Here is a 19,669-nt window from a genome sequence, read left to right on the forward strand (position 1 = left end):
TCGCATTTTGAACGTGTGTTCGATATTTTTAAAGACATTCTCACACATACGTCAGGCGATATTGAAGAAGCGTTTGATTGGCTCGATACATTAGACAGAGAATACAATATCTTCACAGACGAATACACATTGCAAGACTTTGAAGACGATCTAAAAAAGCGTGGCTACATCAAAGAAGAAATTGATCCCGAAAAAGGAAACACAGGCAACGGAAGCGGAAAAGGCAAAAATGTATTGACGGCCAAGCTCGAATCTGCATTGCGCGCCTATGCGTTGGATCAAATATTTGGGAAGCTGAAAAAAAGCGGTTTGGGAAATCATACAACATCCAAGCTCGGAAAAGGCGATGAGCACAATGGCGAACATCGCGCGTATCAATTTGGCGACGATTTGGCAATGATCAACATGACGGAAAGTATCAAAAATGCACAAGTTAATAACGGAATTGGCGATTTACGCATCACCGAAAATGATCTTATTGTAGAAGAAACCAAACACAAAGCGCAAATGAGTACGGTCTTGATGATTGACATCAGTCACTCTATGATTCTCTACGGAGAAGATCGCATCACGCCAGCAAAAAAAGTTGCCATGGCGTTGGTAGAATTAATTCATCGAAAATACCCAAAAGATTCCATTGATGTCATTGTATTTGGAAATGAAGCATGGCCCATAAAAATTAAAGACTTACCGTATTTAAAAGTTGGACCGTATCATACAAATACCGTTGCTGGATTAGAATTGGCAATGGACATTCTTCGCCGAAAGCGAAACACCAACAAGCAAATTTTTATGATTACCGACGGAAAACCAAGTTGTTTAACTTTGCCAAATGGCGAATTTTACAAAAACAGTTTCGGATTGGACGAACGGATCGTTTCCAAATGCCTTACCAAAGCTGCACAAGCGCGAAAACTAAAAATTCCAATCACAACCTTTATGATTGCTCAAGATCCACATTTACGACGTTTTGTAGAGATTTTTACCGAACAAAATAGGGGAAAAGCATTTCTTACAGGTTTGTCTGGTTTGGGACAAATGATATTTGAAGATTACGAAAAAAATAGAAAAAAAAGAATACGATAAAGAATAGCGTAGCGTCAAACTGAACTTGATTCAGTTTCACATATACTTTGTGACAACGATGATGAGATTCTGAATCAAGTTCAGAATGACGTTTCAAATTAATAAAAAACATGCAAAAAGAAATCACATTCAAAGAATTAAAAAATTCAGGATATACAGATAAAACGATTAGTGAAGAATTACAAGCAAATTTAATTGCGCGTATCAAAGCCAATGAACCAATTTTTGAAGGTTTATTAGGGTATGAAGATACCGTAATTCCACAATTGAAAAAAGCAATTTTAGCAGGACATCACATCAATCTATTAGGATTGCGCGGACAAGCAAAAACGCGTATCGCACGTAGCATGGTCGATTTGTTAGACGAATACATGCCAATTGTAAAAGGTTCGGAAATCAACGACAGTCCGTTTCAACCAATTTCTAAATTTGCAAGAGACCTAATTGCCGAACACGGAGATGAAACACCAATTGCTTGGGTACATCGTTCGGAACGTTTCTTTGAAAAATTGGCAACGCCAGATGTAAATGTGTCTGATTTAATAGGAGACATTGACCCAATAAAAGCAGCAACGTTGAAATTACCATATTCAGATGAACGTGTATTGCATTACGGAATGATTCCGCGTGCAAATCGCTCCATATTTGTAATTAACGAATTGCCAGATTTACAAGCTAGAATTCAAGTGTCGTTATTCAATATATTGCAAGAAGGCGATGTACAAATTCGTGGTTTTCAACTCAGAATGCCGTTAGATATTCAATTTGTATTCACAGCAAATCCAGAAGATTATACGAATAGAGGAAGCATTGTAACGCCGTTGAAAGACAGAATTGGTTCGCAGATTTTTACACACTATCCAAAAACGATCAAGCTAGCGCGACAAATTACGGAACAAGAAGCTAAGGTTTCTTCTACAGACAAATCTGCAATTCAAGTACCTGCTTTGGCAAAAGATTTATTAGAAGAAGTAGCTTTTGCAGCACGAAATAGTGAATATGTTGATGCGAAAAGTGGCGTAAGTGCGCGTTTGACGATTAGTGCGATGGAAAACCTAATGGCCGCAGCCAAATTGCGATTGATAGAAACAGGCGATGAAAAAACAACAGTTCGTTTGGTCGATTTCATGTCGATTGTTCCTTCCATTACTGGAAAAATAGAATTGGTGTATGAAGGCGAACAAGAAGGTGCTGATGAGGTTGCTAAAATATTGATTGACGATGCCGTAATGACACAGTTTGAAGACATCTTTCCACGTGTACCAAAACTTGAAAAAGAAGGTGTAAAAACAACCTATACAGATGTAGTGGATTGGTTTGAAGATAATTTCATCGAACTAAATTATACAGCTTCTGATGAAGAATTTTACGCAAGTTTAAATTCGGTTACGCCTCTAAAAGCAATCATAAACGAATATGCTTCCGATTACAGCAAAGAAGATCAAACATTTTGTATGGAATTGATTCTTTGGGCATTAACAATCAATAATAAACTAGATAAATCTGAAAATAGTACAGCGTTTACTTTTGATTCTATCGGTTTTGGAAAGCACTTTTTATAATTGATAAAAGATGTAAATAGAAAATGTTTCCATAAAATCATACGATTCTGTGGAAACATTTTTCTGTTAAGAAATAATAAAAAATAGTTATTGTATTTGTAGTTAGTTGGCATTTTCTTTTGCTATTGCTAATGCGGCTTCATCCACTTTTTGTAAATCAATTTTTGCAATTTCCTTTACAGCATATTCATAGTCTTCTAAAACTATTTGATTTTTTGGTTTGTGTGTATGTAAGATGGTTTTGTATTCTGCCATAAAAGGAATTATATCAAGTAATTTATGATATTCGCTTGTGTGTTGTACGGCTGCTTGTGCGGCAAAACGTGCCAAATTTCGTAAATACACTGCGTATTTTCCTAAAGCTAATGGTAGTACCAATTCAATATATTTTAATTTTTTAGAAATTGTATCGTCAATTTCGGTATCAAAAGTTCCGTTAAGTGTTGTGGACGGACTTATTTGTTGGTATCTATTTACGGGAACACCGATAATATTTTTTGTAGCCAACGCATTTAATACTGCCGCACTTGCCAACGTTCCTGTGATAGTTTCAGCAGGATTTGCATCACTTGGTTGTTTGATATAATCTTCATAAATCGTAGGAATCTTTTCGATATCTTCCTTTTGCCAAGCATGTGGTACCACATCAATAGCATTATGTTGACTTAAATAGTAAATTTTATCTGCGGCAATTTGTTTTTCATAATACGAAGCAAAAGCTTCATCGCCAGGAGTTGGTCCAGCAGTAGGAAACGCACCAATAGACGTCATATTAGTTGGATCCCATTGTGATTTTGTGTCAGAAAGAAACAGTGCAAGTGTAGGAGACAAAGCGCCACCCAAACTATGTCCTGCAACAGCAACTTGCATGCCTGTTCGTGAAGGATTGTCTACTAAGAAATTTTTTAAAGCAGTAATAACGGTTTCTTCCTTACTATTTTGCATATCTCGTAAAATAGACAGGCCAACGTGTGTTCCGTTTGAAATATTTCCTGAACTTGGTACGCCAGTTACAGTTTCCCAAGCTATGGTTGTATGCACTGAAAAATCTTCAACCAACCAGCCAAAAGGCGAATTTACATTTGTTCCAGCTATGGCAATTACCATTACATTTTCATCTTCATTGTAGTACATACCCATGGTATTATCAGCATGAACAGATGTTGAGGTAGGATCATTTGCATATACAATTGGTCCCCAAATAGCTTTCCAATTTCCAATAATTGAAGCGGTTTTCGTAAGTACTGCTGCGGCAACTTCTTTTACATACGCTTGCATTTCCACCATACCACTTTTGCAATCGGTTTGATTCCAAGATAAGTTTGATGCTGAATTGACTGAAAAGGATAAGCTATATATCTGTTGTAAGAGTTTTTCGGTTGGATTCATAAATTTTTCTTTTTCTATGTGTTATTAAGTATTCTGTAAACAAAGTAACTCTTTTCCTTAATTCTTTGATAGAAGACTTACACGCGAAAACAGAAACAGGTGTTTCTACTGATAAAACCATAAATTTGTTTATGTTAGTGTTAAAAAAAGTTCATATTTGTAAATAATTATTACTTTTGTGAGTATAGAACCCAAATATTGTACAGCGTGAAGCTAAAAATACTTGTAACAATTTTATTATTTTCCTTTGGAACGGCTATGTTTGCTCAAAACAATAGCAGTCTCCCTTTAGCTTCTACCCAAGAAACAGTTTTTAATATTTTACCAAATCCAGGTGTTAACGAATTAAACATTAGACTTACAGAGAAGAAAAATGCTTCTGTGGAAGTATATAATTTACTTGGAAGAAAAATTTATACAGGAAAACTGACAGCATTGCACAATGCGATTGATATTACTTCATGGAAATCTGGAATTTATCTAGTAAAAGTGATTACAGATAAAAAATCGATCACGAAGCGATTTGTGAAAAAGTAATTCTTCTTTTTAATACACCTTTTTATTATTCATAAATTAAACAGTTGAAACTTTGCATTAAAAGTTTTATACATATTTTCTTTTTAGTTGAATTCTTTAACTGATACAACACAAAGGGCTTTTTGTTCATCACTTTTCTCTACTTCCGAAAAAGTTATATAAGCTACGAGAATTTAAAAAAAACTGCTCTAAACGCACTAAATAAAAGGATTTGTGACGAACACCATCATAATAGTGACGAACAGAATTGTGCTAATTTCATTATATTTTAAATAATAGTATTTTTGTGTAAAAGCTACACATTGAAACATTACCAATTGTTAATCTTCTTATTTTTTGGGCTCAATTTCAGTCAAGCTCAGGAATATACATACAAGCATTTTAGTGTAGATGATGGCTTGCCAAGTTCGCAAGTATATGACATTTATCAAGATAAACAAGGATACATGTGGTTTGCTACCGACAAAGGATTGTCCAGATATAATGGATATGAATTTAAAAATTTTACCACTGCCGATGGCTTGCCAGATAATATAGTTTTAGATTTCTTTCCTCAAAAAAATGGACAAATTTGGTGTTTTGGATATGAATCCAAAAAGCTATTCTACTTCAATGAAAATTTTGATGGATTCAAGGAATATCAATATAATGACACGCTAAAGCCATTTCTTAAAACAGAATGTATTGTAAAAAGTCTAGCAGTAGATGAAAATAATTCACTGTATCTCGGAGGCTATTATTTTCAAGGATTCATCGAAGTAACTAAAGATGGAAAAATAACAAACTACTTCGATAAGTATCAAAAAAACACAGCAAATATAAAGCGTCATATCACGTTACATCGAGATAAAAATATTTGCTTTATACGGGATATATCGTATAAATCTTCTGAAAAATTTTTAAACCTAACTGAAATTGATACGTCTAGCTCACGGATAAAATTTGCCATGTTAAACGAAGAGCAAATTATTGCAATAAACACTAATAAACTCTATGTTTTTTCTAAAAAGCATACAAAAAAAGTCTTAAAGTTGAAACGTGCAACGATAGGAATCAAACCTATAGATGACACCTATTTTTTCGTTGGATTTTACAATAATGGCTCAGAAGTTATGGATGTGTCGGGAAAGGTTTTTAAAAAATTTTTACCTAAAAAATCGATTACAAATTTATTTATTGATGCTGAAGGTAGTTATTGGTTTAGTACGTTGCATCATGGAGTTTTCTATTTAAAAAATCCAGAAATAAATATACTCACTACAGATTACATTCATTCGCTTACAAAGGATACTAAAGGAATACTGTATGCAGGCTTAAATAATGGAAACATTTTTAAAATTCATCAAAATGAAATAGACACCATTTACAAAGCACAGAATACACACAAAACCATTGTGGAGTATGATACTGTACATAATCATCTCTACAGTTTCAAGGATCGTACATTTACCAATCTGATGTTGCCCAATCGAAAATATGAAGGTTTTGTTCGAAAAATACCTGAAAACGTAGCAAATCCGATACTCAAAATGCACACTAATAAAATAATATATATCAAAAATGATTCATTGCAGGAGTTTGAAATTAATGAAAAGCTACAGGATGTTTGTGTGTACAGAAATAGTATTTTAATCGGAACTTCCAATGGTTTATTCATCAAAAAAGATAGTCTTATCACAAAAGAAACAGCATTTCCTTTTTTACTAAATCGAATAGACGACATCGATATTAATAGACAAAGAAATACAGCATATATTGCTACGCATGGAGAAGGAATAGTTGTATATGGCGATCATACCTTTGCAATTGATGAAAATAACGGACTCACAAGTAATCTTGTAAACGAAGTATATATAGAAAATGATAATATAGTTTGGGCTTGTACTAATGCTGGTTTAAACAGAATTTCGTTCAAACCTGACCAAACATTTAGTATTACCAACATTACTAAAGATGATGGTTTGCCAAGTAATGATATAACCGACTTAGAAATCATAAACGATACAGTTTGGGTTGCCACAAAACAGGGATTGTGTTACTTCAAAAAAGATATTCTAACGGAAAAAAACAGTTCAAAAATACTTTCACTAAACATTCAACAAGTAAAAGTAAATGCAAAAACTATCAATGAAGACGACATAAAACTTCCATACGATCAAAATGACATTAGCTTTTCCCTTCAAGCCATATCACAAAAAAACACCAATAAAATCAATTACATCTACCGACTCAAAGAAGTAGATGCCAATTGGATTTCTACCAAAAATAGAAACATTCGCTTTCCATCTTTATCGCCTGGAAACTATACCTTTCAAGTAAAAGCAAGTGTCTTACATGTTGAAAATGACAAAACACGGTCTTACAAATTTAAAATTATGCCTCCATTTTGGAACACATGGTGGTTTTATGGAATCTGTACGCTCATCTTCGCGGGAATTGTTTATCTATTCTTCAAAATTCGTGTGTTGACTTACAACAAAGACATCATTAGAGAATTGATCCGATTGGCGATAAAACGACTAAAACGAAAAGAAAAATTTCTACAATTCCGATCAAATGGAGAAGACTTTAAAATTCCAACCCATGAAATTCTATATGTAAAATCGCAAGGAAACTACTTAGATATTACCACGGAAAAACGCACGTATACCATTCGCTGTAAAATAGGCGAATTCATCAACACAACTCCTGATACCTTAGAATATCTTAGAATTCATCGTTCCTACATCATCCGAATTGATCAAGTATCAAGCAAAGGGAAAAATTGGGTTGTCATCAAAGAGCAAAAAATTCCTGTTGGAGAAACGTACCTAAGTGAATTGGAAAAAATTCAGTTTTGACAGATAGTATTGAGAGGTTAGTATTGAGAATTGAGAAATTTTAACTCCACAAAAAACGAATAAACAAATAACAAATTAAAAATGTAAAATATCAAATGTAAAAGTGTTTTCGAATAACGAATAACGAATTTTGAAATTATAAATGTTGAATGCTGAATTTTAAATGTAAAAAAGTAAATTTCAACTAACAACTAACAACTAACAACTAACAACTAACAACTAACAACTAACAACTAACAACTAACAACTAACAACTAACAACTAACAACTAACAACTAACAACTAACAACTAACAACTAACAACTAACAACTAACAACTAACAACTAACAACTAACAACTAACAACTAACAACTAACAACTAACAACTAACAACTAACAACTAACAACTAACAACTAACAACTAACAACTAACAACTAACAACTAACAACTAACAACTAACAACTAACAACTAACAACTAACAACTAACAACTAACAACTAACAACTAACAACTAACAACTAACAACTAACAACTAACAACTAACAACTAACAACTAACAACTAACAACTAACAACTAACAACTAACAACTAACAACTAACAACTAACAACTAACAACTAACAACTAACAACTAACAACTAACAACTAACAACTAACAACTAACAACTAACAACTAACAACTAACAACTAACAACTAACAACTAACAACTAACAACTAACAACTAACAACTAACAACTAACGAAGTTAAATGTTGAATGCTACATGTTGAATTTTAAATTAGAAAATAGTTCTTTTTACCAGCAACAAGCAACAAGCAACTAACAACCAACCACCACCTACAACGTATCCGTACACGTAACCTTTACCTTATATTTCTCTAAATCAGACAAATAATCAGCAGGAACAAAATCATCACGATCAAACTCATCACGTCGTTTACGTTTCATCTCAATTCGTTTCAAAGCCTTCAAAAAACGTTTAATCTCGGTTGTATTCTCTAAAATAAGCCCATCAACTTCAATTCCTTTTCCTTCATCATCACGCGCTACCATCGTAAAATATGAAGAATTACAATGCTTCACAGCGCCAGTCTGAATATTCTCCGCTTCTACGCGAATGCCGACAACCATCGACGTTCGTCCAACATAATTAATCGAAGCACGCATCGTAACCAATTCGCCCACTTCTATCGGATTCAAAAAATCTACCGTATCTACGGAAGCCGTTACGCAATATGCTCTTGAGTGTTTTGACGCGCAGGCAAAGGCAATCTGATCTAATAATGATAAAATATAACCACCGTGAATTTTCCCGCTAAAATTGGAATGAGATGGCAACATCAATTCTGAAATAACAACGCGGGATTTTTCGGCAGATTTATAATTTAAGGACATAATAATAAGTTTGGTCTCTAAAAATACTGAAATAAGTTCACTTCCGTGAGATAAATCTCGTTGAAAAACGAATTCTAGATCATCTATAACGAATTCTAGAACGAGACAAAATCTCCCACAATTTCATAGCATATTTGAATCATCAAGAACAAACACCATTAAAATTCCAACACTATGAAATATATTTGCATCTTCCTTATCGCGTTGATTTCCAGCGTTAGTTTTGCACAAAAAACGCAAAGTCCTTATTTAGAAGTCTTAACATCAAATGCAGTCATTCCGCTAAAATCGACAATAGTTGACGTAAAAATTTCAGGAAACATTGCGCATGTCCAAATCACGCAAACCTATCAAAACACCGGAAACGTTCCTATAGAAGCCAAATATGTATTTCCACTATCAACACAAGCGGCTGTTCACAACATGCAAATGACGATTGGCGATCGTACCATCAATGCAAAAATCTTTGAAAAACAACAAGCACAACGTGTGTACGATCAAGCATTAAAAGCAGGAAAACGCGCAGCAAAACTAGATCAGCATCGTCCAAATGTATTTCAAATGAACGTTGGAAATATTGTACAAAACGATACTGTTACCATAGACATTTACTATACAGAATTATTGGTTCCATTGGCTGGAAAATATGAATTTGTATTTCCAAATGTTGTCGGACCACGATTTACAGGCGAAAACACTTCTGGCGAAACAGTTTTCAATCAACCATATACCAAAAACGGTGTTGCAGATACATTCGCGTACGATTTCAATGTTCAGATCAACTCAGGAATTCCAATTGCGGATGTTTCATCAAATACACACAACATAAAAGTTCACTATCCAAACACACGAATTGCCGAAATCTCGTTGACAAACGAAAACAAAAATCCTTCTAACCGCGATTTCATCCTAAATTACGGAATGCGAGGCAAAGAAATTCAAACAGGATTATTGCTCTACGAACACGAAGATGAAAAGTTTTTTGCCTATATGATGGAGCCGCCAAAAGCTTCTGAAACTGTAAAACCAACGGCAAAAGAGTACCTTTTTGTTGTAGACGTTTCAGGTTCTATGAATGGCTATCCGATGCAAGTTTCCAAGAAATTATTACGAAACTTACTCATCAATCTTCCAGAAACCGATCATTACAACATTCTATTCTTTGCTGGCGGATCCAAAATATTAGCGCCAAAACCGATGGCATGTACAAAAGAAAACATTGAAAAAGGACTCAACTTCTTGACCAACATTCGTGGTGGCGGCGGAACACGTTTGCTACATGCGCTTGAAACTGCGTATGCACTGCCAAGAATGAATAATAGCAGCGCACGATCAATGGTGGTCATTACTGACGGTTATGTAAGTGTAGAACGAAAAGCCTTCGATCTTATAGAAAAAAACTTAGGACACGCAAATGTATTTACATTCGGAATTGGTTCTAGCGTGAATAGATTTCTATTGGAAGGCATGGCAAAAGTAAGCAGTAGCGAATCGTTTATTGTGACAGAAATGAACAAAGCCGACGAAGTTGCAGAGAAATTCAGAAACTATATCAAATCGCCATTATTGACTCAAATCCGAATCAAAGCGGAAGGTTTTGAAGCATATGACATTACACCAAGTAGCATTCCAGATGTATTTGCTTCGCGTCCCATATTAGTATTCGGAAAATACAAAGGCGATCTCAATGGAAAATTAATCATCACAGGACAACAAGGCACTGGAATTTTTAAAAAAGAATTTAGCGTCGCGAATGGCATGTTGAGCAAAGACAACAAAGCATTGCGTTACTTGTGGGCACGTAAAAAAATAGAACGTTTGGACGATTACCGAAAGCATTTTGGCAACAATACCAAACAACAAGTAATCGATTTGGGTTTGCAGTACAATCTCGTAACACAACACACGTCTTTTGTTGCGGTTGATCATGAAGTTGTCAATGCAAACGGACGCAGAAAAACGATACAACAACCGTTGCCAATGCCTAAAAATGTCAGTAATAGTGCCGTTGGAGCAGCAGCAACTATAAAAGGAAAAACATTCGTAAAACGTAAAAAGAAATCAACTAAAACGGTTGAGGAAAATGCAGCAGCTACAAAATGGTTTACAGCAAACTATGCAAAAATCATTAAAAAATACTTGAAAAAATATGATGGAATTCGTGTTCAAGTCACCAAAGATGGAACAATTGTAAAAGTTGAAATCCTAATCAACGGAAGTTGGATTACAAACGAAGTATTGCTAGAACGAATCAACTTGATTGACATATACGAAGCATACGATTTTGGCAAAAAAGTAACCATCACGATTAAAAATTCACAAGATGTATAAACTATATTTCATTCTAGTGCTATGTTGTTCTGTTTCCGCTTTCGCGAGAACTGACGCAGAAGGAAACTTTTCAAGTAATGTGCAACCAATCGTTTTCATTGCAGGATTTGACGAAGGCGACAACACCTATTACACCAACGCGAAACAATATTTTAGCAATGGAAACTATCAAGTAATTGAAGAGGCAAAAACGTTTGTAGAAATTCTTGATTGGTTGCGTTTACATTATGATGCAACATCTTATGGCGATATTCATATTGTAAGTCATAGCAATCCTTGGCGCGGTTTATCAATGAAGACTTCAAACAGTGGCGAACGTATCACTGTTGCAAGCTTACAAGAAGCGTTACAGCATAAAGAAATTATTCCGTTAGCATCTGAAATCATTCCAAAACGGACAAAAATCATATTTCATTCTTGCGGATTGGGGAAAAATAAAACTTTATTGGCAAGCTTAAAAAAAGCAATTACACAAAATGCAGCTGTCGAAATTTACGCTTCTGCATATTTCAATGTATTTGGCGGAAAATATACAGGACATTATTTGGCAAAAACCTATTACGGATACTATCCAACGGCAAATTCGCCAGGTCCGAGAGCTTTGGCGAAAGAATTCAAACAGAATTATCCAAACGTACAAACCGATTGGGAAACGGTGTTAAAAACTAGAACGGAGCAATTGTCAGGTGAGTTGTATACCTATCGTTTCAACATTCCAGTGGAGTGGGAGTTTGAATTTGAAGATAAAAGTGATATTCCAGATTTCAATAACACGCAAGAAATCATCCATTGGATTTCGGAAGATGAAAGTCTATTAAGCGTCATTACCAAATTTGACATTCCGATAGAAAAATTTAGATGGTTGACAAAAGTGCGAGGAAATACACTATTCATCAAAGGGAAAACGACTGTTTTATGCGTGATGCAACCCATCATGAAATCAAATATGAAAGAATACTTGCCTATAGTAATTACTACTAATAACTATACTAAAATATAAAAATACAAGTCAAAAGGAGAAGCTGTCTAAAAAGCTAAATTTTCGTCAATGACGCTTATTTACACTTTTCAGACAGCTTCTTATAATTTCTACACAGAATTCTGTGGATTAGATACACCACATAGTGTTGCAACGTGTTTCAATAGTAATAGGTCCTTGATCTGGCTCTTGACAATTGCAATACGTCATCGTATTTGGAGCAGCTCCAGTTATTGTGTGTAAATTAAAATTTGAAATGGCTTTTTTGTTCAGCGTTAATACCTTAAGATTTCTTTTTTTCATAATTAAATTCTTTTAAGATGAATAATGAACAAAATTAAAACTGAAAAAAGGCAAAAGCAACTAGTCGTACCTTCGTTTTATAAAATAAAAGCACATGTAAGTATATTGAAAACCAGCTGATTGATAATGATTTATGAATAGCGAAACTAGATTTTAAAAAGAATAATTATCAATACATACTTTAGGAGAAAGGCATACGAAATACGATCTGAAACTTATTACATTCACATGGAAAACCTTTGAACATACTATCAAACTGCAGTTTTTATTACGAATTCTAGATAACTCTTTACGAATACTAAAGCTATCCAAATTGTACCAGCGTTTCGTTGCATATTTGAACTATAAATAAAACATAACACTTAAAAACAATAATTATGAAACGAACAACATTTACAGTATTAGGATTAGTAGCATTGGCATTCACAGCATGCAATTTTTCAACAAACGAAAAAGCACAAGTACCACAAGAAGAAGTTGCAATAACAATTCCTGTTGAAACACAAACAACTAGCGAATTTGAAGCAAAAGCATTGGAAGAATGCATTGCAATAGCGCAAGCAATGGATGAAATAAAATTAATGGAAGCGCAAGCGGAACAGCGATTAAATGATAGTTTAGTTCAAGCTGAAGAAGAATTAAAAATAGCATTAGCAAAATCAATTGAAGCAGAAAAGAAACGAGCAAGAACACCAGAAGTTTTAGCTCAAGAAGCAAAAAAGGCTGAACTTTGGTTCCAAGAAAACTATGCTTCTGTAATGGAGAAATATGACTCTGATTACAAAGGATTAAAAATCAAATTCGCAACAAACGGCGCAATGTACGATGTACAAAAGCTAGTTGATGGCGCATGGAAAAAAGATGAAAAACTATTACAAATCCTTGAAAAAGTACAAGTAAACAATGATTTAGACTTAGGAAATGCGGTTTCAATTATCGTAAGTCAAGTATAATATGAAAGCGTTACCAAATGAATGGCAGCGTCACAAAAACACCTTATCAAACTCGCAGATAAGGTGTTTTTTTTTGCTCGCTTCGCTTTTGGGCCTGTTCTCGCGAAGGCGGGAATCTTTTTGGGTCGCTTCGCTTTTGGCTCGCTTCGCTTTTGGCTCGCTTCGCTTTTGGGTCGCTTCGCTTTCGTTCTAAATGTCTTGTCATTCCTGCGAAGGCAGGAATCTATGGTAGTCTATGAGTGGATTCTGCATCAAGTGCGGAATGACAGATGTTTCCTTCTATCAACTAATTATAACTAATCTGACTAATTTTCAAAAGCCAATTACCCAACACTTACTACAACAACCTTCTCGGTTCTTCATCCTGATTGAGTTCTGGATCATTTTCGGCACGTTTAAGAATTGCATCAGGAAGTGATTTTTTAGCTTTAGCGCCCATTTTCTTAATCTTCTCAATGCTTTTAATAATATTTCCACGACCTTCAAAGAGCTTATTCATTGCTGAGGAATAATCCGATTTTGTGGCGTCAATCTTTTTGCCAATTCCGATAAGGTCTGTCATGAAACCTTCAAATTTATCGTACAGCGCACCAGCTTGTCGTGCAATTTCAATAGCATTTCGCTGTTGTTTTTCATTATTCCACATCGTATCAATCGTACGCAATGTAGCTAACAATGTTGTAGGTGTTACAATGACTATATTTTGCTCAAATGCTTTATTGTATAAGCTATTATCAGAATTGATTGCTATGGCAAACGCAGGTTCAATCGGAACAAAAAGCAAGACAAAATCTGGGCTTTCCATTTCGTATAAATCTTCATATTTCTTTGCAGAAAGTTGATCTACGTGACGTTTTATAGAAATTAAATGTTCTTTTAAATGCATTTCTTTTTCTTCATCTTCACTATTTACATAACGTTCGTAAGCAGTTAGTGAAACTTTCGCATCAATCACCATTTTTTTATTATTTGGCAAATTGATAATCACATCAGGCAATGCACGCGAACCGTCTTCACGCGAAAAATTTTGTTGTACCACATATTCACGATCTTTTTCCAAACCACTTTTTTCAAGTACGCGTTCTAAGACCAATTCGCCCCAATTTCCTTGCATTTTGCTATCTCCTTTCAAGGCTTTTGTCAAATTAATTGCTTCTTGACTAATTTGTAAATTGGCTTTGCTGAGTTCGGAAAGTTTTTCTTTGAGCGCAGAATGAATGCTTATATTTTCTTTTTGACTGTCTTCCACTTTCTTTTCAAAATGTTGAATTTTCTCTTGAAGTGGCGTCAAAATATTTTTAATATTCTCTTTGTTTTGCTCTGTAAATTTGGACGATTTTTCTTCGAGAATTTTATTCGCTAACAATTCAAAGTCTTTGCGCAACTGTTCTTGTTGCACTTTCATTGACTCGTCACGTTCTTTAAATTTTTGGTGTAAATTTTCAAATTCCGCATTTTTTCGCGCCAATTCTATATTTAAAAAATCCTTCTCTTTACGAATTTCTTCACGATCCTGTTCAGTTTTTACCAAACTTTCTCTCAGCGATTTCAATTGTTCTACAAAGGATTCTTGCTGTCGTTGATTTTCCGCATCTGTAAGTAGTTTAACATCTTCTAATTGTAGTGTTAATTGATGATTACGTTCGTGTAAACCTTCTTGTTGAGCTTTTGTTTTGAGGTTTCCGATGTACATTCCTAAGAAAATACCGATAGCTAAAAACACCACAATAAGTATAATATAAATAACGATTTCTGACATGAAGTAGATTTTGTGTAAAGATAGTATTTTGGTTTGATTGTCCTTTTATGGAAAAAGAAAATGAATTGTAATTTTTCAACATTCTTCTAATCAATTCGGCTTAAAATATAAGTATATCAGGCACATTAAAATGTAAATAATATTTGTAATGATAATTCCGATAGCGAGTACTCGTATTTTTTTAAATAGTAAAAGAAATATGTTGAGAAATAAAAGTATGCAGGACAAGTAAAATAGACCAATTAAAACCAACATGTAAATAGCGGGCATATGATCTTGTTGCGGAACATATATATAATATAGAAACGAAATTAAAAAGCCAATTCCATATATGGTTAAGCCTGCAAATAGTCCTTTTTTTAACTTACTATTCATGTGTGTTATGTTGTTTATTAAATTAGATATGCGTTACGAAAATAATAAAACCGTATCGCCTTCGGACAATTGCAATTCTTTTTCAAACCGTAAGCCAATTTTATTTAATAATCCGATAGAAGCTACATTTTTAGGATCAGTAATGGCAACTATTTTTTTAATCTTTAGTCTATCTTTGGCATACTTCATTGTTGCTTTTGCGGCTTCAAATGTGTATCCTTGTCGTTCATAATCGGGTAATAAAGCAAAACCGATATCAACATTTTCTAAGGATTTTCTCTTTACCAAACCACACATTCCTATTGGAGTTGATGAGGTTTTAAGTTCCATACACCACAATCCAAAACCATTTTTCGAGTAGCCTACACGCAAGTTTTCCTGAATATACTCTTCAGCGACACCAAGTGTTTTTATATTACGATCACCAATAAATTGAATCCATAAAGGTGTATTGACGAGCTGCATAATAAACTCACTGTCTTCACTTACAAATTCGCGTAAGCGTAAACGGTTGGTTTCTAGTATTGTTTTCACAAAATGTACAATTTGATTTGCTAAAAATATCGATTTAAATCGCAAAGAAAAAACACTTGTAAAACTATTTTGGCACGGTACTTGTTTTATAGTTCAATGTAACGCGGTGAGGACATTACACAGAGCTGGTTACTCGAAGTAAAGAGAGTCGCATTACATTTTGGTTGGTTAGTTTTAAAAAAACGTTTCACACTTGTGAAGCGTTTTTTTGTTTGTATAGCATTTACTATACGTCAGAGTTTCTTTCCTAGTACAATTTTGTTTGAAACCAATAAAAAATTAGTCACAAAAATGAACCAGTTTGTCACACTTCATATTTTACTCATCACTATTTTGCTGGTAATTAATCACAAAGGTTTAAAAATTAGATCATTTCTTTTTGGATCAACTTACTTTTAAATAGTTAACTAAAACAATTTAAATTATGAAAAAACAAAACCTTACATCATTAACACTCAACAAGAAATCAATTTCTAACCTTCAAATTGGAGAAGTAAAAGGAGGATTAAAAACATGGGTAAATACGGAATGTAGAACAGAAACATGTCCGCCAAGCGAACGATGTGAACCTGTAACAATTAGACCAACGTGCAATTACAACTCTTGTGTTGTTTGTGATATGTAAACATGCGAAGGTATTTCGTCAGAACTCACAAGATAGTATTGCTGTTTTTTGACGAAGTATTTGCTATTACCAATCAGAGATAAAAAATTGCGCTGAAAAAAAATGATTTTAGCTAAATTTTAATAGTTTAAATATCATTTTGGCACGGAAGTTGAATTATAATAATCGTATTGTAATGATGACCGTACAAAGAGCTGGTTACTTGCGTATAGAGAGTTACAGTACAATTTTTGGTTGGTTAGTTTAGTAAAAGAACACTTCACACTCGTGAAGTGTTTTTTTGTTAGTGAAACTCAACTTGATGAAGCCTGAAAGGCGCGCATGAAGTTGCTAGTTGAACTAATCCTGCTGAAAAGCGGGATCTATATGTTTAATTGATTTATAAGAAGCCTGAAAGGCGCACATGAAGTTGTTAGTTGAACTAATCCTGCTGAAAAGCGGGATCTATATGTTTAATTGATTTATAAGAAGCCTGAAAGGCGCACATGAAGTTGTTAGTTGAACTAATCCTGCTGAAAAGCGGGATCTATATGTTTAATTGATTTATAAGAAGCCTGAAAGGCGCACATGAAGTTGTTAGTTGAACTAATCCCGCTGAAAAGCGGGATCTATATGTTTAATTGATTTATAAGAAGCCTGAAAGGCGCACATGAAGTTGTTAGTTGAACTAATCCCGCTGAAAAGCGGGATCTATATGTTTAATTGATTTATAAGAAGCCTGAAAGGCGCACATGAAGTTGTTAGTTGAACTAATCCCGCTGAAAAGCGGGATCTATATGTTTTAGTTATTTATAGAAGCCTGAAAGGCGCACATGAAGTTGCTAGTTGAACTAATCCTGCTGAAAAGCGGGATCTATATATTTTTAGTGATTTGTAGAAGCCAGAAAGGCGCGCATGAAGTTGTAAGTTGAACTAATCCTGCTGAAAAGCGGGATCAATTTTCGTCAAACCGAACTTGATTAGGTGTCTCATCATCATTGAAAATCAGTGTAATGAGATTTTGAATTGACTTCAGAATGACGCTTTATTATACTTTTTAGAAAGCTTCTTACATGTTTTTACTCAACTTCAAAAGCCTAAAGACGCACATTTTCACAATTCTTTAAATATAATTTAACAACTGTACGATTTTTTTTAAGAAAACATGTAACAAATTGGCACGGAAGTTGTCTTACATAATGTGTATTACGATGATGACCACGCAAAGAGTTGGTTACTTGAGCACAGCGAGTCGTATTACATTTGGTTGGTTAGTTTTTATAAAGCGCTTTATCTTTTTATAAGGCGCTTTTTCTTTATCAGTTAGTTTGAAAAGAAATAGTATATTTGATCATAACAAAATCGATTCCTTATAATAATTACTTCACTTATGAAATCATTTCACTTGTGTCTATACCTTCTTATAGCTTATACTCTAATTTCTTGTTCTTATGGCACGGAAACGAAAATACACAATCAACTTGATGATACTTTAGTGGTAGAAATCAATGATGAAACCTACACTTTAGCACCTAACAGATTGGTAGAAGTTTCGTATAAATATGGAGAAAACAGTATAAAATCGACCTATAAAAATACTGTTATCGTTGATACTATAGTCAATATTACACGTGTCATGACAGATGAAGGAGCGCTACTTAATGTTACTGGGAAGCCATATTATATTATGATGCAACGGTATGGAAACTCATTTTTAGATAATAATCCTGTTTACGAACAAATGATTGCTAGAGACTCTACGGCACTTGAAAATAGTTATTTAGCTGAATATCAAGAAAATAAACGTAAAAGAATGTTGGAGCGTATGAAAATCGTGGTGATTGATTCTGTGACTATAATAGGTGATATTGAAACTATTCCTGCAAATCAAATTGTAATTCCTAGAGATTGGTATTATCATTTAAACTCTCCATTTGAAGAATCTATTGAAACAAATAATGCCAACGATTCTTATTTTGGGAAATCTGTAAAGAAAATATTTTCAGAAAAAGAATTAGTAGCATACTGGAATTCAGAAGAATAAAAGAATTCAATTTTTTACTTTAAAGCTTCCCGAAGTTGCGTCAAAAGTAATTAAATCATTAGGGAACAAGGCTTCAAAAACACCTTTTTCAATCAATTCGCACGGCGTTCCTGAAAAAACGTTACCGTCATGCATCACAATCATTTCATCACATAATTGAATAGCCAAATCGATTTCATGTGTAGAAAATAGCATGGTTTTTTGTGTGTCGTGTGCCAACTTTTTAAGTAAATTCAACACATACGCTTTGTGATACATATCTAAATGTGTAGTAGGTTCGTCTAAGATTACCATAGACGTATCTTGTGCTAAAGCGCGTGCAATCATTACTTTTTGCAACTGTCCGTCACTCAATGTATAGCATTTTCTGTGCTTCAATTCGTGTAAGTTGGTTTTATCCAAAGCACTTTCAACAATAGCATGATCATTTTTAGACAAATTTCCAATCCAATTGGTATACGGTTGGCGTCCAAGCGCGATCAATTCAAGAACGGTTAAATTTTTAGAAGGCAATTGTTCCGTTAAAACCAAACTGATCTCTTTTGCCAATTCGTGACTAGAATAGGTGTGAAGCGACTTATTTTGCAATATAATTTCTCCCGAAAGTGGTTGTTGAATCTTTGCCAATGTTCGCAACAGCGTAGATTTTCCAATTCCGTTAGCACCTACTAATGCGACTAATTTTCCTTTAGAAATTTGAAAATTAATCGCTTCTGCAATCACTTTTGTCGTTGCTTTCTCTTCGTAACCAATAGAAAGTTTAGAAGCTTGTAAAACTGGATATGTTTTTATTGCTTTAATAAATAATTATTTTAGGAATGCTAAAGTACATTTTTAAATTTTTGTTAGCTAGAATCTATACTATGAAATCGTCCGTTCGGTTAATTTCGGCGCTGAATCGAGAAAATTGTATTGAGAGCTACTTCACGTTTCAAATGTTTCTCGATACAATTTTCTTCGAAAATCACTCGAAATTGTAAAGGTTAAGTAATTCGTTG

At 34.0% G+C, this 19,669-nt stretch carries 16 protein-coding genes; 9 read left to right on the top strand and 7 right to left on the bottom strand.

What is annotated here, in order from left to right; all coding sequences use genetic code 11:
• Both AA089_RS25255 and AA089_RS21580 read left to right on the top strand, forming a co-directional pair.
• Nucleotides 1–1,086 (top strand): vWA domain-containing protein (locus tag AA089_RS25255; RefSeq protein ID WP_046759096.1); only part of this gene is annotated, 1,086 nt, incomplete at its 5' end.
• Nucleotides 1,087–1,196: 110 nt separating this feature from the next.
• A complete protein-coding gene (locus tag AA089_RS21580; protein ID WP_046759097.1) occupies nt 1,197–2,648 on the top strand; it encodes a sigma 54-interacting transcriptional regulator in 1,452 nt (483 codons plus the stop codon).
• Nucleotides 2,649–2,750: 102 nt separating this feature from the next.
• Here the strand turns inward: AA089_RS21580 and AA089_RS23945 are convergent, their stop codons facing one another.
• The gene (locus AA089_RS23945) at nt 2,751–4,037 is read right to left on the bottom strand and encodes a lipase family protein (RefSeq protein WP_053002623.1); all 1,287 of its coding nucleotides are present in this window, start codon (nt 4,035–4,037) and stop codon (nt 2,751–2,753) included.
• A 207-nt stretch (nt 4,038–4,244) separates the two neighbouring features.
• On the opposite strand from AA089_RS23945, the gene AA089_RS21590 reads away from it, so the two are divergent.
• Nucleotides 4,245–4,574, top strand: a complete 330-nt coding sequence (locus AA089_RS21590) for a T9SS type A sorting domain-containing protein (protein ID WP_046759098.1) — start codon at nt 4,245–4,247, stop codon at nt 4,572–4,574.
• A gap of 302 nt (nt 4,575–4,876) precedes the next feature.
• Complete coding sequence (locus tag AA089_RS21595) at nt 4,877–7,414, top strand: ligand-binding sensor domain-containing protein (RefSeq protein ID WP_156169202.1); 2,538 nt, start codon at nt 4,877–4,879, stop codon at nt 7,412–7,414.
• Between the two features lie 817 nt (nt 7,415–8,231).
• Here AA089_RS21595 and AA089_RS21600 read toward each other — a convergent pair.
• On the bottom strand, nt 8,232–8,789 hold the full coding sequence (locus AA089_RS21600; protein ID WP_046759100.1) for an acyl-CoA thioesterase: 558 nt from the start codon (nt 8,787–8,789) through the stop codon (nt 8,232–8,234).
• Nucleotides 8,790–8,963: 174 nt separating this feature from the next.
• Between AA089_RS21600 and AA089_RS21605 the strand changes: the two genes are divergently transcribed.
• Together AA089_RS21605 and AA089_RS21610 are read left to right on the top strand one after the other, a co-directional pair.
• Entirely contained in the window at nt 8,964–11,120 is a 2,157-nt protein-coding gene (locus AA089_RS21605) for a VIT and vWA domain-containing protein (RefSeq protein WP_053002624.1), read from the top strand.
• Nucleotides 11,113–12,120 (top strand): hypothetical protein, encoded by a 1,008-nt coding sequence (locus tag AA089_RS21610; RefSeq protein WP_046759101.1) that lies wholly within the window; start codon nt 11,113–11,115, stop codon nt 12,118–12,120. Before AA089_RS21605 ends, AA089_RS21610 begins: the two co-directional genes overlap by 8 nt.
• Before the next feature lie 108 nt (nt 12,121–12,228).
• On the opposite strand, the gene AA089_RS25060 is transcribed toward AA089_RS21610, so the two are convergent.
• On the bottom strand, nt 12,229–12,402 hold the full coding sequence (locus AA089_RS25060) for a hypothetical protein (RefSeq protein WP_156169205.1): 174 nt from the start codon (nt 12,400–12,402) through the stop codon (nt 12,229–12,231).
• A 377-nt stretch (nt 12,403–12,779) separates the two neighbouring features.
• On the opposite strand from AA089_RS25060, the gene AA089_RS21615 reads away from it, so the two are divergent.
• Entirely contained in the window at nt 12,780–13,355 is a 576-nt protein-coding gene (locus AA089_RS21615; RefSeq protein ID WP_046759102.1) for a hypothetical protein, read from the top strand.
• A gap of 337 nt (nt 13,356–13,692) precedes the next feature.
• On the opposite strand, the gene rmuC is transcribed toward AA089_RS21615, so the two are convergent.
• From rmuC to AA089_RS21630, 3 genes are all read right to left on the bottom strand, one after another.
• Entirely contained in the window at nt 13,693–15,114 is a 1,422-nt protein-coding gene (gene rmuC, locus AA089_RS21625; RefSeq protein WP_046759104.1) for a DNA recombination protein RmuC, read from the bottom strand.
• Between the two features lie 90 nt (nt 15,115–15,204).
• Complete coding sequence (locus AA089_RS25065) at nt 15,205–15,489, bottom strand: hypothetical protein (RefSeq protein WP_156169207.1); 285 nt, start codon at nt 15,487–15,489, stop codon at nt 15,205–15,207.
• 33 nt (nt 15,490–15,522) lie between these two features.
• A complete protein-coding gene (locus AA089_RS21630) occupies nt 15,523–16,023 on the bottom strand; it encodes a GNAT family N-acetyltransferase (RefSeq protein ID WP_046759110.1) in 501 nt (166 codons plus the stop codon).
• A 424-nt stretch (nt 16,024–16,447) separates the two neighbouring features.
• Here AA089_RS21630 and AA089_RS21635 point away from each other — a divergent pair, with 424 nt between their 5' ends.
• Together AA089_RS21635 and AA089_RS21640 are read left to right on the top strand one after the other, a co-directional pair.
• On the top strand, nt 16,448–16,648 hold the full coding sequence (locus AA089_RS21635; protein ID WP_046759105.1) for a hypothetical protein: 201 nt from the start codon (nt 16,448–16,450) through the stop codon (nt 16,646–16,648).
• Between the two features lie 1,369 nt (nt 16,649–18,017).
• Nucleotides 18,018–18,671: a hypothetical protein gene (locus AA089_RS21640; RefSeq protein WP_156169210.1), complete on the top strand. Its 654-nt coding sequence runs from the start codon at nt 18,018–18,020 to the stop codon at nt 18,669–18,671.
• Nucleotides 18,672–18,677: 6 nt separating this feature from the next.
• Here AA089_RS21640 and AA089_RS21645 read toward each other — a convergent pair whose 3' ends face one another.
• The gene (locus AA089_RS21645; protein WP_082113428.1) at nt 18,678–19,394 is read right to left on the bottom strand and encodes an ABC transporter ATP-binding protein; all 717 of its coding nucleotides are present in this window, start codon (nt 19,392–19,394) and stop codon (nt 18,678–18,680) included.
• Nucleotides 19,395–19,669 lie beyond the last annotated feature (275 nt).

Origin of the sequence: Kordia jejudonensis, from assembly GCF_001005315.1 — a bacterium.
In the GTDB taxonomy this organism is placed as follows: domain Bacteria; phylum Bacteroidota; class Bacteroidia; order Flavobacteriales; family Flavobacteriaceae; genus Kordia; species Kordia jejudonensis.